This window comes from Polynucleobacter sp. es-EL-1, assembly GCF_018687975.1.
Taxonomy (GTDB): Bacteria; Pseudomonadota; Gammaproteobacteria; order Burkholderiales; family Burkholderiaceae; genus Polynucleobacter.
This window is the reverse complement of sequence record NZ_CP061310.1, coordinates 360,393-374,327: the sequence shown is the minus strand read 5'-3', so window position 1 is coordinate 374,327 and position 13,935 is coordinate 360,393. Positions and strand designations below refer to the sequence as shown.

Annotated in this window: 18 protein-coding genes; 6 read left to right on the top strand and 12 right to left on the bottom strand. The window is 44.5% G+C overall.

Going from position 1 to position 13,935, the window contains the following annotated elements; genetic code table 11:
• Nucleotides 1–5: 5 nt before the first annotated feature.
• The 4 genes from FD974_RS02035 to FD974_RS02020 all read right to left on the bottom strand — a co-directional run bounded on the left by FD974_RS02035 (nucleotide 6) and on the right by FD974_RS02020 (nucleotide 4,108).
• Nucleotides 6–1,382, bottom strand: a complete 1,377-nt coding sequence (locus FD974_RS02035; RefSeq protein ID WP_215365327.1) for an efflux RND transporter periplasmic adaptor subunit — start codon at nucleotides 1,380–1,382, stop codon at nucleotides 6–8.
• A complete protein-coding gene (locus FD974_RS02030) occupies nucleotides 1,349–2,746 on the bottom strand; it encodes a TolC family protein (RefSeq protein ID WP_215365325.1) in 1,398 nt (465 codons plus the stop codon). Before FD974_RS02030 ends, FD974_RS02035 begins: the two co-directional genes overlap by 34 nt.
• Before the next feature lie 161 nt (nucleotides 2,747–2,907).
• A complete protein-coding gene (locus FD974_RS02025; protein WP_215365324.1) occupies nucleotides 2,908–3,240 on the bottom strand; it encodes a hypothetical protein in 333 nt (110 codons plus the stop codon).
• Between the two features lie 172 nt (nucleotides 3,241–3,412).
• Nucleotides 3,413–4,108, bottom strand: coding sequence for a TerC family protein (locus FD974_RS02020; protein WP_215365322.1), 696 nt, complete (start codon nucleotides 4,106–4,108; stop codon nucleotides 3,413–3,415).
• Nucleotides 4,109–4,246: 138 nt separating this feature from the next.
• On the opposite strand from FD974_RS02020, the gene FD974_RS02015 reads away from it, so the two are divergent.
• Nucleotides 4,247–5,119 (top strand): LysR family transcriptional regulator, encoded by an 873-nt coding sequence (locus FD974_RS02015; RefSeq protein WP_371817118.1) that lies wholly within the window; start codon nucleotides 4,247–4,249, stop codon nucleotides 5,117–5,119.
• On the opposite strand, the gene FD974_RS02010 is transcribed toward FD974_RS02015, so the two are convergent.
• The 5 genes from FD974_RS02010 to FD974_RS01990 form a co-directional block, all read right to left on the bottom strand.
• Nucleotides 5,116–5,691 (bottom strand): phasin family protein, encoded by a 576-nt coding sequence (locus FD974_RS02010; RefSeq protein WP_215365320.1) that lies wholly within the window; start codon nucleotides 5,689–5,691, stop codon nucleotides 5,116–5,118. The two genes, FD974_RS02015 and FD974_RS02010, sit on opposite strands and share 4 nt — an antisense overlap.
• A 127-nt stretch (nucleotides 5,692–5,818) precedes the next feature.
• Entirely contained in the window at nucleotides 5,819–6,637 is an 819-nt protein-coding gene (locus FD974_RS02005) for a peptidylprolyl isomerase (RefSeq protein WP_215365318.1), read from the bottom strand.
• A 13-nt stretch (nucleotides 6,638–6,650) separates the two neighbouring features.
• The gene (locus FD974_RS02000; RefSeq protein ID WP_251374640.1) at nucleotides 6,651–6,971 is read right to left on the bottom strand and encodes a hypothetical protein; all 321 of its coding nucleotides are present in this window, start codon (nucleotides 6,969–6,971) and stop codon (nucleotides 6,651–6,653) included.
• A gap of 10 nt (nucleotides 6,972–6,981) precedes the next feature.
• Entirely contained in the window at nucleotides 6,982–7,755 is a 774-nt protein-coding gene (locus tag FD974_RS01995; protein WP_215365316.1) for a sulfite exporter TauE/SafE family protein, read from the bottom strand.
• 10 nt (nucleotides 7,756–7,765) lie between these two features.
• On the bottom strand, nucleotides 7,766–9,145 hold the full coding sequence (locus tag FD974_RS01990) for an APC family permease (RefSeq protein WP_251374639.1): 1,380 nt from the start codon (nucleotides 9,143–9,145) through the stop codon (nucleotides 7,766–7,768).
• Nucleotides 9,146–9,194: 49 nt separating this feature from the next.
• Between FD974_RS01990 and FD974_RS01985 the strand changes: the two genes are divergently transcribed.
• The 3 genes from FD974_RS01985 to FD974_RS01975 are packed head-to-tail and all read left to right on the top strand — an operon-like array spanning nucleotide 9,195 to nucleotide 10,535.
• Nucleotides 9,195–9,710, top strand: coding sequence for a GNAT family N-acetyltransferase (locus FD974_RS01985; RefSeq protein ID WP_215365314.1), 516 nt, complete (start codon nucleotides 9,195–9,197; stop codon nucleotides 9,708–9,710).
• A gap of 11 nt (nucleotides 9,711–9,721) precedes the next feature.
• Nucleotides 9,722–10,264 carry an isochorismatase family protein gene (locus FD974_RS01980; RefSeq protein WP_215365312.1) on the top strand — a complete coding sequence of 181 codons (543 nt, stop codon included), beginning with the start codon at nucleotides 9,722–9,724 and terminating at the stop codon, nucleotides 10,262–10,264.
• A gap of 58 nt (nucleotides 10,265–10,322) precedes the next feature.
• Nucleotides 10,323–10,535, top strand: a complete 213-nt coding sequence (locus FD974_RS01975) for a hypothetical protein (protein WP_215365310.1) — start codon at nucleotides 10,323–10,325, stop codon at nucleotides 10,533–10,535.
• 4 nt (nucleotides 10,536–10,539) lie between these two features.
• Here the strand turns inward: FD974_RS01975 and FD974_RS01970 are convergent, their stop codons facing one another.
• The gene (locus FD974_RS01970) at nucleotides 10,540–10,848 is read right to left on the bottom strand and encodes a 4a-hydroxytetrahydrobiopterin dehydratase (protein WP_251374638.1); all 309 of its coding nucleotides are present in this window, start codon (nucleotides 10,846–10,848) and stop codon (nucleotides 10,540–10,542) included.
• A complete protein-coding gene (locus FD974_RS01965; RefSeq protein WP_215365307.1) occupies nucleotides 10,841–11,575 on the bottom strand; it encodes a pseudouridine synthase in 735 nt (244 codons plus the stop codon). Before FD974_RS01965 ends, FD974_RS01970 begins: the two co-directional genes overlap by 8 nt.
• Nucleotides 11,576–11,705: 130 nt before the next feature.
• On the opposite strand from FD974_RS01965, the gene FD974_RS01960 reads away from it, so the two are divergent.
• A complete protein-coding gene (locus tag FD974_RS01960) occupies nucleotides 11,706–12,239 on the top strand; it encodes a DUF2889 domain-containing protein (RefSeq protein ID WP_215365305.1) in 534 nt (177 codons plus the stop codon).
• Nucleotides 12,240–12,250: 11 nt separating this feature from the next.
• Here the strand turns inward: FD974_RS01960 and FD974_RS01955 are convergent, their stop codons facing one another.
• Entirely contained in the window at nucleotides 12,251–13,024 is a 774-nt protein-coding gene (locus FD974_RS01955) for an SDR family NAD(P)-dependent oxidoreductase (protein WP_215366561.1), read from the bottom strand.
• Nucleotides 13,025–13,088: 64 nt separating this feature from the next.
• On the opposite strand from FD974_RS01955, the gene FD974_RS01950 reads away from it, so the two are divergent.
• The gene (locus FD974_RS01950) at nucleotides 13,089–13,934 is read left to right on the top strand and encodes a hypothetical protein (RefSeq protein WP_251374637.1); all 846 of its coding nucleotides are present in this window, start codon (nucleotides 13,089–13,091) and stop codon (nucleotides 13,932–13,934) included.
• Nucleotide 13,935: the final 1 nt, after the last annotated feature.

Sequence of the window (13,935 nt, the reverse complement as noted above, 5' to 3'; positions counted from 1 at the left end):
GCAGCTTAACCACCGCTCAACTGTCTCTTACGTTCCGCATTCAAATGGAAGGCGCCATCGACTGCGATGTTTTGACCCTCCTTTAAACCGGATATGACTGGACGATATCCTTTTCCTTCTGGGCCAAGCTTAACTGCCATCATGCGATAGGTTTCATCATCTTCTTTAACAAAAACATAGTCATGATTGTCTTCGCGAATAACAGCGCTTGAGGGCACCAGTAATTTTTCTGTTGGCTGACTCTCGATCATCATCGTGGCCAACATTCCAGGCTTAATCAATCCATCTTTATTGGGGACTTCCATGCGCACCACTACCGTACGCGTTTGAGGGTTCACAATCGAATCAACATGAGCAACTACACCTTCGATCTGCGCATTACGTAAAGCAGGAATAATTAGGTTTACCTTCTGGCCTTTATGAATCAAGTAGGAGTTACTCTCCGGAATCTCAGACACAGCCCATAAGGTATTTAAGTCAGCCACTGTAAACAGCGCATCAGCCGGCTGCACCACCTGACCTTTATTAATCTTTCTCTCCACAATTTCGCCGGGAATCGTCGCAATCACATTATTAATAGACTCAATGACGCCAGATTTAGCTAGGCGATCAATACTAGGTTGATCCATACCCTGAACTCGAAGCTGATCATTAGCTGCCCGATACTCTGCTTTAGCACTGCTTGCCTCAGCCTCGCGCTTCTGAAGCTCTGCCAACGCGATCACATCTTCTTTATAAAGAATTCTGGCGCGATTGGCGGCTTGATCTGCCAATTGACTGGCACTCTTAGCCTTGAGATAGGCCAACTGAGACTGGGTCAGCTCTGTAGAAGTAATCTTTGCCAGAATATCGCCCTGCTTCACCATTTGACCAGGAATTGCCAAAATTTCTGAGACGCGCCCCGTTACATTGGCGCCAATACGTGAGAGAAACTGCTCATTAAAATCCACGCGGCCAGAGGCACGCAATTCCTCCACAAATGAACCGATATCAACCTCTCCATCCTTAACCATGCCTCGCAAGTCATCATTCACAATCACGATATTAGGATCCTGCACAGACTTAATCACTGGACTTCTATCAAAGACGTTGAAGTAATTCAGAATAATGAGGAATAAACAAAACCAAGGAAGATAGAACAATCCTTTTTGCGCCCATTTCGGACTCTTGTCATACTCTGTTGCAACTTTGGGCAAGTGGGCAGTAAACCACTGATGCGTGAAGTTGTATAAATCATCTTGCGCTTTGATGACCAGATCTACTCCCTGTTTAGCATAGACCTTTGCTAATACTAAATATTGGGAGTACCAACCCTGACACTTCTCGACGAAGACCTTCAACTCATCCTTCATTGCTTTCCACTCTCTATTTGTGCGATCCATTCTGGGGTCGCTCTTAAACGCTGAATCTCCGTGACAACTGAAGCCAAGTCAAAACGGGCTTTAATCAAATCATTACGAGCCAAGCGAAATGTTCTTTGCGCATCTAAATACTCGAGCATGCCTCGCTCACCATAGCGATAAGACACTTCTGCGATACGACGCGCACTGCCCGCTAACTGCACCACTTCTTGATCCAAAATTTTTACCTGATAACTACTCATTTGATACAACTTGTAAGCAGTCTCTAATTGCTGTTCCAAACTTTGACTTTGGGCATTGAGTTGATTTTTCGCTCTAGATGCATTGGCTTCTGCCTCAGCAATTTGACCGCCCTTAAAATCCCAAATTGGAATACTCACCACTAAACCATAGAGGCGATCTGTAAAGTTAGGGTCGTTATATTGCTGCGCCTTAAATGAGAGTTTAGGCAAACGGGAGTTTTGCTCAAAACTGAGTCGTGACTCTGTTGCCTCTACTTCTGCCTTCGCTTTTTGTAATTCAGGACTTTGTGCCTGTAGCTCACTAAGCAGTACGGGTAAAGGCGGTAGAGTCTCTAGTTTTGGAATCTGAGAGACTACTTCATATTCTGCGGGTAATTTATGCCCTACCGCTTGTCTTAATTGACTCTTAGCTTGCTCAACACGAAGCTTGCTTGATTCGGTATTAATTTGAGCATTGAGAAATTCCGTTTGAGCGCGAATGAGTTCAAAGCGAGCCGTTTCTCCGACGTCATAACGCACCTGCATGCGATCACGAATCTGCTTCGTTAAATCAAGATCTTCTTGGGCCGCTTTGAGTTCAGCCTCACGACGCATCAACTCGTAAAAACGTTGTTGAACTTTTGAAATCATTTCGATTTCAAATGCCACTCGTCCCGCTTCCGCTGCCCTCACGTTTGCTTCTGCGGCATTCACTCTTGGAAAGCGGGTGTACGGCATATCTAAAGGCTGAGTAACTGACCAGGACGATACATTGCCTGTGGTCAAAGGACCCGTAGCAGATTTTTGCTGGCCTGTATTGACTTCAAACTCCGGATTGGGAATAGCTCGCGCTGTTGACAGCTGGCCCTTAACCGCTTTTGATTGATCTCTTGCGGCTAATACCTGCGGGTTGGATTCAAGAGCCATCGTAATGAGCTCATTGATGGTGAGCTGTTTTGGCGCTTGTGCAAATACATTAACTGAAAGCGCAAGGCCCAGCAAAACTGCAGCAAAGTTACGGATGAATCCCATAGAGATCGAGTGATTCGGCGTAAAAGGAGGATTATCCTGCTTTTTACTGTCTAAAGTGCGATTCACCCACCAAAGTAGTGCGCAAATTGTAGTTGCCCCGCCTAAAAGCGAAGCCTGATGCGAGTATTTCAAAATTTCTCTTTACCTATGATTACATGGGCCTACCTGGCCAGCCCATTCCAATACCACCCAAAACTCGCATTTTTGTCAAAAAGTTACCTGCCACTAATGTGCCATGCACCCTTTTGATTAGATCACACCCTTTTTAGCTTGATCCCCATAAATTCCAAACTTCAAACATAGATGTTCTTGGAGATCCGCCCATACTTTTGGCTCTTATGAAAAGCCTTCTGAACATGCTTATATATTTTTTTAAGGCCCATGTCCAAGGCTATGCGCTTATCTCTTGCCGTAAAACTGACCTCAATTTGCCGATTATCAAAAGTATGCAACTCAATGCTGCAATTTTGATTGCAGGCGGTTTTTGATTCACGCACTGCAGAATATTTCACCTTGATTTTCCGAACCATCCAAAATAGACGCTTCAAGGAAAACTTCACGCGATTCTCTGTGAATGTCTTGAGATCAGGCTCAATATTCTCTTTTGCCTCCAAAATCACATCCATTCCTGCCTCCTGAGATAAATCTGCATGAATGGATCATAGAGCCCAATTAATTCTTAATAAAGCAGAATTTATTTGATATTAATTCAGTTTAAAACTGAATAATAGAGGGATAAAAAATTGCCCTCGGACAGAGGGCAAATAAGAGCACTAAGGGTGAACTAGGTAAAACACATCAAGGTCTTTGCATCATCGTGGTTTTGCCCACATTCTTGCTGCTGAAATAACCACCTGCAAGAACGCCGATGACAATGAATGCCTGAATGACATATTCCAAGCTGGAAGCTTGTGTTGCCAGCCACTCTTGTGAAATAGGCTCCGTAGTAATCATTTTTCCTGCCGTCCAGGCCAATACAGCTGCCCCCAAATAAATAATGGAAGGGAAACGTTCTACCAATTTCAAAATCTGGGTGGATCCCCATATCACCACGGGAATACTAATCAGTAGGCCTAAGACAACAAGAACATAGCTGCCGTGCGAAGCCCCTGCAACCGCCAATACGTTATCAAGTCCCATCACAGCGTCAGCAATAATGATGGTCTTCATTGCCCCCCAAAACGTCGTGGAAGCTGGGCCATGCTCACCATCTTCTTGAGCAGGCTTTAGAAGTCGATAAGCAATCCAGATCAGCAATAATCCACCGACCAACATCAAGCCAGGAATCTTCAGCAGGTACACCACCACTAGGGTCATGGCACTTCTAACTGCAATGGCGCCCACTGCCCCCCATAAAATCGCTTTTTTCTGTAGATGAGATGGCAAGTTTCTCGCTGCCATGGCAATCACAATGGCGTTATCGCCTGCCAAAACCAAGTCAATCACAATGATTGCCAGTAATGCCGAAAAAAACTCCGGGCTAAATAATTCCAATTTTGTCTCCTCACTGAAGGGTGAATGTATTGATCAGCCGAGTACTACGGCTTTTGATGGGGTTAATGTAGGTTGAATTGCCCTTAAGTAAAAGCAGAGATATATTGAGATTAATTTCGTAAAAAACAGATAATTAATATGCTCTATAACTATCGTCATCTCTACTATTTTTGGGTAGTTGCCAAAGAGGGCAGCATGTCCAAGGCTGCAGAACGCCTCAATATGGCTATTCAGACCATTAGCGCCCAAGTCCATGAATTGGAAAAATCTTTAGGCTACCTATTATTCAAACCGGCAGGTAGAGGCATTGCCCTCACAGAATCTGGCTTTAAGGCACTTGAAATTGCCGACCAAATTTTTTCCCTTGGTGAAAAGTTGCCTGAACTCCTCAGGGATGCCGCAAACTCCCCTAAAAGCAAAATCACGATCGGTATATCAGATGGCTTATCCAAGTTAGTCACTCGTAGACTTCTAGATCCAATTTTCCAAAAACAAGATATTCAGCTAGTTGCCCATGAAGGTGAATTTGAAGATCTGCTGGCTGAATTGGCATTACATCGCTTAGATATCGTTCTCGCTGATCGTCCTGCGCCTAATAATAAAAATCTCAATGTGTATAGCGAAGAATTGATTCGCTCATCCATTGCTTGGTATATCCCACATCAACTCATCAAGCAAATAAAGCATGGATTTCCGGAATGCTTAAACCACATTCCAGTGCTGCTACCAACCTCCCACTCTACAGTGCGACTGTCGATTGATCAGTGGTTTATGAAAAACCGTGTGTCACCTAATATCATCGGTGAATTCGAAGATAGTGCACTATTAAAAACCTTTGCCGTCAGTGGCCTGGGGGTATTCCCAGCAGGAAAAATCATTCAGAAAGAACTCGAAGACACCTACGCCATGAAGGTTCTGGGGGACTGCGTTGATATCTTCGAGTATTTTTACGCCATCCGCTCCGAGAAAAAGATTCAGAATCCTCTCGTAGAAGCCATTATCCGAGGCTAACTCTTTTTTCCTCTGCCCGATTGAGGCTTCGCACTTGATCCTTGCTGTACACCCGTGAACTGATTCATCTTTTCTACACTCTTTTCAAAGTTAGTAAATGAATCGGCCATAGCAGCGCGGATTAATTCAAAGTTTTGCAAAGCATTGCTAAATGAAGTTTTAAATACTGAGGTGTAAGGTTCAGAGCCAGCAGGTGCATTTTGGGTAGCCTCATTCACAAAGTGAATCAAATCTTGTTGAGATTCCTGAATCATGGACTGAGCAATCTGTGCCAATTCTTGATTACCGCTATTAATTGCCTGAAACAATTTAGCTTGATACTGAATCACTTCTTTTGCAGCATCTTGCAATACTTCAGCATGCACATAATCAAAGGCTGACTGGGGATTTTGGGCTTTCATGAGCTCAGCTACTTTGTTTTGAATCCGCGCAGCTAGCTCTTGGGCTGCTTGTTGATTTAGCTGCGCTATGGCCTGAGCGCTCCCTAAAGTTGCATCGCCAACTGCCTTGGCGACTTTCATACCCTTAGCTTGATTTGCCACCGAATTTAGATCAAACGGATTTTTACTCATGCTGGTCCCCTCAGTTGTACGATGATTGAATCAATCTACTCTTGAATAACTCATCTGCAGATAGAGAAATACCATTAGATAAAAAAGGGCGCCATATAGGCGCCCTTATAGGAAAGCATAGTGTGCACTACTGAACAACGATTGCAGCGCCTTGGCGTAGTTGTGACAGGTACTCAAATTGCTTTTTCTGCACCAAACCATTACGAATACCAGCCTTAGCCTGTTCAAATGAAGGTGGTTTGCTAGACTTTTTATCATCAAGCTTAATTAAGTACCATCCTTGTGGCATCTGAATCGGGGCTGGTGAAACCTGGCCTTTGGAGAGGGTTACCAAGACGGCGGCGATCTGTGGCAAGGTTTGTCCAGCTTGGACCCAACCAACTAACCCACCTTGAGTTTTATTGGGCGCCAGTGAAACGCTCTTGGCCACCTTATCAAAAGACTCGCCCTTTTTAATTCTGGCTAGAGCAGCTTGAGCATCTGCTTCAGTAGCAACAGCAATGTCACTTACCTTGTATTCGACAATCATGCCTTGCGCACCCAAAGAAGCAATCTCACGGTTGTACTCCGCTTGCACGTCAGCATCGCTCACTGGATTATTGGCAATAAAGGTGGATAACTCTAAATCCGCCAGGTAGTTTTGACGAATCAGGGCTAGCTGGCGATTGGCCTTTTCAGAATCGGCTAGGCCATTTTTATCAGCCTGCTGAGATAAGAGCGAGATTTCAATTAACTTTCCTAAAACTGCTTTACGTAACTCAGGTGAATCCTTTTGTCCTTGGGCTAAAGCACTCCGAATCCCTTGCTCAACCGTATCATTTGAAATAATGACGCCATTGACTGAGGCAGCTGCATTGGGAGGCAGCGTTCCTTGTGAGAAGGCAGGAGCAATGAGGGTTGACGATAGTGCAAGGCATGAGCACCAGCGAATGATGGAATATTTCATAAACAGGTCTTTTCTAAAAGGTCAAAGTGGTTGGAATGGGTTCAAATGGGGCGGCAGATTCGGCGCCTTGCGCTTCTGCTTGCTCCTCACCTTCTGGATTTTTAATGTAGCCCGACTCTAATGTTGACTGAGGTCTTGTAGGAATAAGACGGGGGTCAACAGGTCCAAAGGGACTCTCCGCAGGCGACAAGGGTTGATTATTAAATTCCTGTAATTGGGCTGGTGTGTATGGTGAATAAGTCTGTCCATGGACTGTTAAACCAAACAGGCCGGCACCTAGAAAAAGGATAGCGCTTACTGCGTATCTATTAGATCGGATGGTTATTGCTTTCATTGAATTGACATTATGCAAGCAAACCATCTGCTATCAGCTTAATACTCGCAACCAAGAGGAAAAATTGCACCAAAATGTAATACCACTTTGCTGAAATTCTCTTGGCAAGGTAAAAACCCAGATAGACCCCTACGGGCACTAAAGGCAGCAATAGCAATGAAGTCGCTAACTGACTCCAGTTCAGCAAATCCAAATACGCATAAGGAATAATCTTGCCAAAGTTAATTGCTGTAAAAAATATCCCCAGAGTTGAGGTGTACACCATAGGCGCCACTTTTTCCCTCAACATATAAAGCGTAATGGGAGGTCCACCGATATGGGCCACAAATGAAGTAAAACCAGATAAGCAAGCCATCATTCTGCCCAACCAAGGAAATGGCTTAGCCCCATCCAAATTGAGATGAGATAACACAAACCCCTGAATCAAAAAAAGCAGAGTAAAAATCCCAATCGAAAGTGATAATGTTTTCGCAGTAATTACCGAGAAGAAAAAGTATCCCAACAACATACCGAAAAAAGCAGGTGGCAATATTAATTTAACAATTCGCCAATCTGCATTCTGAATAAACCTACGCAAACCCACTAAGTCGATTGCAATCAACAATGGCAACATAATGGCTAGTGCCTCATGAATACTGGATTGACTTGCCATCAGCGGCAAAGATAAGACTCCCAAGCCAGCGCCAAAACCACTTTTAGAAATCCCAACTGTCACAACGCTAATTGTCGCCAGAACAAAGAAGGCCGCCGAATGCTCATTAAAAGCTTGCAGCAAATAGATCATGAATGCTTGCTCATGAAACGGGTTGCCTCATTAACCAACGATTTAAAAAGAGCGGCATGAAGCCAATAAGCAAACCACCTACTCCTAGTAAATTGGTCAATAGGTCAAAGGTTGGCACACTATAAATGGCGATAAAAACCATAAACAATGCAGATAGTAAAGGCCAGAGCACATATCCAAAGGCATTACCAAAGCCTGCATGCAGCTTGTGTCGATAGTGCCAAGCACAAGCAAATCCGGCCAAACTCATATAAAAACAAATCTGAAACCCAATTGCCAAAATAGAACTTGAAAGAATCGACTTCACTGAAGGCATATAAGATGAAGTAAAGAGTAAAAGCATACCTAAGACCCAAATGACAATCGTAGCAACCCAAGGTGTTTGCCAAACAGGATGTATCTTGGAATAGGCTGGATGCAACATGCCATCGCGCGACATTGAAAACAGGCTGCGGCTAAATTGCAAAATCTGTGTTTCGATAGTTCCCACAGTACTTAAGATCGTACAAAAAACAGCCAAGTAATTCCAGGGTTCAGGGAAAATTTTGCTTGCCACGGCGAATAGAACATTGGTGTCTGCACTAGAGATCTCCGCATCCGTTAAGACCATGAGAATAATGACCATCATGATCGTAAAAAATAACATCATATTGATCACTGACCAAAAGGCTCCCGTACTAGCAGCACCAGATGCTTGTGAGGCATTTGACTTACTCTCCTCACTCAAATTCATCGTCACATCCCATCCCCAGAAAAAGAAAATGGCAGTCAGCGCACCGGTAGCAAAAAGCTGAGGAGAAAATGAAAAGGGTGAAAACCAAATAATAGAGGGCAAATGCGCTGGGGCATCCCAATAGTGGATCAAGCCCCCAACAATCAAAGCAATCAGAATTGCAGTCTCAAAGATAGTGAAAGTAATTTGTACATAACTCGAATGTTTGATACCCCGAGTCACAATGAGAGTAATCAGAGATAACCAGATTGCTGCCACCCCTGCGATTGCCTCAGTATTTTCTACATACTGAGGTGCTATTAACAATAAAGTTGAGCTTGCTGCAGGAATCGTGGCAGAAACCATAAAAAAGACTGAGGCGATTAATAAGCCCCAGCCGGCAAAAAATCCCCAGCTCGCCCCAAAGACATGACCAACCCAAGCGTATGCTGCCCCAGCATTAGGGGTGATTTTGCTCAGATGAATAAACGCCAAAGTGATGCCAAACATAATCAAGCCGCAGTAAAGCACGCTACCGACCGATAAAACACCAACAGTAGAGACAATTGTGGCAGTAGTTACTGCCACACTAAAAGCGGGTGCAGTACCAGCAATACCCATGATGATGGACTCAAACCCTCCTAGGGTATTTTTAGCTAGTCCATGATGCTCAGTCATATGAATAATGGCTTTATAGATATAGGGAATGGGGGTATGCTAAACCATCATGCAGCATACAGACACCTATTTAATGGGGAATAGTCAATCTTATGTGATTCGCCCTATCCACATTTCGGATCGAGAGCGCATCATTGCCCTATTTGATCATCTCTCACCAGAAAGTCGCTACCTACGCTTTGCCCATGCCATCTCTAAACTTCCAGATGCCTTTTTAGAGGATATTTTGCATCTGGATTACGCAAAAGAAATGGCTTTGGTGGCAGTTTTGCAAGCAGTCACAGCACAAGATGACATTATTGGCATCGCACGCTACGTCACACCACCCGACACCTTGATCTGTGAGTTCTCAATCAGTGTGGCAGATCAATATGCCTCACATGGTATTGGAACGCAACTCATGCTTGACCTCATCGCCCGCGCAAAAGACAATGGTCTTCAGAAGATGATTGGATATGTTCTTGGCACGAATCCTAAAATGCTAGGGCTAGTCAGTGAGCTCGGGTTTGAGATTGCTGATATAGATGACGATCCTGATTTTAAGATGGTAAGCCTTACTCTATAGATGAAAATGCAATGCCTAAACCGCTACAGATAAATCCCAAAAACTCCACCTTGATTATGATTGATTTTCAAGGTCGCCTCATGCCAGCTATTGAGCATGGGGAAAGCGTTCTAAAGCGTAGCTTATTGTTGGCACAAGTTGCAAAGCTATTAGAGGTCCCAATCATAGGAACAGAACAAAGCCCTCAAAGTCTTGGTAATAATCTGGAAAGTATTCAAAAATTCTGTACCGTAACCATTAGCAAAGAACACTTCAACGCTTGTTCTGATGGACTGGTTGAGGTTTTGCCGACCGGCAGAAACCAATTGGTCTTAGTGGGCTGTGAAACCCATGTATGCCTCATGCAAACTGCATTAGGTTTGCTCGATCGAGAGTTTGATGTTGCCATTGTGGTTGATGGCGTTGGTTCAAGGCGAGCACTGGATAAAGAGCTTGCACTACAACGTTTACAGTCTTCTGGAGCAAGACTCATTAGCTCAGAAATGCTAGCCTTTGAATGGTTAGCATCAACCCATAATCCCCACTTCAAAGAAATTCTTCAGCTAGTGAAATAAAACTACTGTCCGAAGGTCGGTTTCTTTGCTATTCTGCAGCATCACCCAAAGGATAATCATGACCAACGATACGCAAACCCAAAACGACGAAGATTTTGACTACGGGTGCGAATGCGCCATGACACTTCTCAATGAGCCTACAGAGGATTGTCTCAATGATTTAATAGATGAACTTGATGAAGATGGCATGATTGCCACCGAAGTTGTCTACGGACTCCTGGCCACCATTCTCATGAGCATCACCTCTGAAGATGGCGATGAAGACCATTAATCCCTTATTCGCTTTGTAAGATTGAATTAGCGAACTGATCCATGGCATGCGCCATGGTGATATCGAGCTCAGTAAGTCCATCGGCAGAATGGGTGCTCAAAGAAACGCTTACACGATTCCAAGAATTAGACCAATCAGGATGATGGTCAATTTCTTCTGCAAATCTTGCACACAGGGTCATAAACGCAAAAGCCTTTTCAAAGTTAGAAAAGATAAATTGCCGCTGTAGGCTTTTGGAGTCTGCCGAGACCTTCCATTGCGGAAGCTCTTGCTGAAAATCAAAGCCTTGGTCAATGGGTTTTGGTTTAGACAAGGGGAGCATCCACACTTTTAGAGAGTAACTGTAAATCCTGAGGGTAGAGCCAGCACCACTCACCCTCTTTTAGACTCTCGGGCATTGCGTATTGACCGATTTTAGTACGATGCAACTTCGCTACGTGATTACCTACAGCAGCCATCATTCTTTTCACTTGATGATAGCGCCCCTCCACAATAGTCATTGCTAAAACATGCTCACCCAATTGCTCACAAGCACTCGCATAGCAAGGCTTGGGATCGTCATCTAGCACAACACCACTCAACAGATGGTCTATTTGTTTTTGGGTAATTGGCTCAGGGGTCGTGATCTCATACACCTTGCCAATATTTTTCTTTGGTGTAGTCATGCGATGAATAAACTGCCCATCATCTGAAATTAAGATTAAGCCAGTAGTATCAAAATCTAATCGCCCTACGCACTGCAGGCCCCGCTCTACAAAGGGTTTAGGCAGAAGGCTATACACGCTAGGGTGGTGAGTGGTCTTATGTGAGCACTCATAATTAGGCGGCTTATTAAAAGCGATATAGGCTTTTTCATGAAACTCCCAATCCTGCCCCTCCACGTTTAGCATCAAGCCTTCTGTAGATAAGCGCGCCTCGGGATCTTCGGCTAATACACCATTTACTTTGACGAGATCTGCATAGACCAGGTCGCTACAATAACGCCGCGTACCAAAGCCCTGGCTAAATAATATTTTTTCGAGTGAAAGTGGTTTTGCCATATCTGATTCCGAGCATACTACAAAGCCAATCTATTTTGCGACCCTGCAATGAAGTGATTGTTATGATGAGAGTCCCAATCATTTTCTCTATTGATTTTTTCACTTTCATAAAGCACTCCATTTCTTGCATATGCTTTCTAAACCATCCCCCAGAATTCCCCTTCATACCCGTGAAATTGTTTTTCAAGGCTATGCTCGAGAAGATGGTCTTTGGGATATTGAAGCCCACCTAAGAGACTTCAAATCGCACCCCTTCACCACTGGTGGAAAAACCTGGGAGCCAGGTGAGGCATTTCATGACATGTGGGTACGCATCACCCTAAATACTGAACTGACAATTCAGGCGCTAGAGGTATCCATGGATAGCCACCCCCATCCAGAATGTCCTGAAGTGATTCCGCCCATGGATGCCTTAATCGGAGCACGCATAGGTAAGGGATGGCGCAAAGTGATCAATGAGCATCTGGGTGGCATTAAGGGATGCACCCATTTACGCGAGCTACTGGCCAACATTGCTACTGCGGCATTTCAGTCGATACCGGGAGCCCTTTTTGACCCGGATGATGATAAGCCGCCGCTCTATCTCGGAACCTGCAAGTCTTGGGATTTTGATGGCCCTGTAGTCATGCGCCAGTATCCCAAGTTCTACCGCTGGAAAGGATAAAGTGGGGAAACTTAAGTCAACTCACCGCGATGTACGCTAAATGCATTAAAAGCTTGCTGTACCGGCATCAATTCCACTAAGTTGATATTTACATGGCTTGGCAAAGTGGCTGACCAATAAATTGTTTCTGCCACATCATCAGCGCTTAAGGCTTTTACCCCACTGTAGACTTTATCGACTTTCGCGTCATCTCCTTTAAAGCGGACATTGGAAAATTCAGTACCAGAGCACATGCCCGGCTCAACACAAGTGACGCGCACGGGTGTGCCAATTAAATCAGCCCTCATATTGAGACTAAATTGCTGAACAAACGCCTTAGTTGCACCATACACATTACCTCCAGGGTATGGGTAGTTGGCAGCTACTGAGCCGATATTAATCACGTGCCCACATTGGCGCTCAACCATTCCTGGCAGAATAGCTCGGGTCATATGTACTAGACCCTTGATATTGGTTTCGATCATTCGATCCCAATCCGATAAGAATGCTTGATGCGCAGGCTCCAAACCCAAGGCTAAGCCCGCATTATTCACTAGCACTGTCACGTTTGAAAATTCTGCAGGCAGTGATGAGACCAACTGATCAACCTGATCGCTATCGCATACATCTAGCGATAAGGTGAGTAATTTTTTTGCTTGATCAGCAGGTAAAGATGCTTTCAGAGCCTCCAGTCTTTCGACACGTCTTCCTAAGGCAATAACCTTATGCCCATGGGCTAAAAAACGTCTAGCAGTAGCCTCTCCAAAACCCGCTGTTGCACCAGTAACCAGTACCGTATGTTCCATATTCTCTCTACTCTCTATATCGATTTTCAAACGTGATAGCTCAGTCATTTATATTAACGCTTATATGAAATTGCTGCGGCTCAACCCTCTAACCATTAGTCGCTGGATAGCTATCCCCTTATTGCTGATGGCAGCAGGCTGGGCCATGGCAGATGAAAGTAAGTTTTCTGGAAACTTTTTAAATCTTCAATACACGCCCGACCAGCAATCAAGTCAACGGGTGCTCGAGTTTTGGGCCTATCACGATACGCTGGCAGAAGATACCAATAGCGATACTCTGAAGCTACGCTACTACCAACCCCTACAGTTTGATCAATGGCGCGCGACCATGAGACTAGATACCTCCTATGTCTCTAATTATGGCCCCACACTCCCCCAGCACTCAACCGGGGCATATAGTGCTGGCAATACCTTACTTACAGTTTGGGGAAATCACCCCAACATCATGAAGTATTGGGGAGGGACATTAGGAGCGCGGGTGGTGTTTCCTTTTGGCAATAATGGGCAGTGGGCAGTCGGACCTCAAATCGGAACGGTCTATATTCCGGCAGAAGGCAGCAAATCACGCATATCCGATTTTTCACCATTAGCTCGCTACATGTATGGCTTTGATACTAAAAATAACTCTTTTGATATCAACCCCAATCAGCCTGCTTTAGTCCGCAACCTAAATCTCTTTCCAACGCTGGGCATTAATCTAGCGCCTAATACTCAGATTCGTTTCTGGGATGAAAACGGCATCATCTTAAATACCGGCGGTGGTGGTGGCTGGTTTGTACCACTCGATGCTATGGTGACGCATCGACTCAATAAACATTTCTTATTCGCAGTAGGCGCTAGCAAACAAGTGGTTCAAAGCTATCAAGTGTATGACTGGTCAGTGTATGGCAAGGTCTCATTTAACTTCTAAG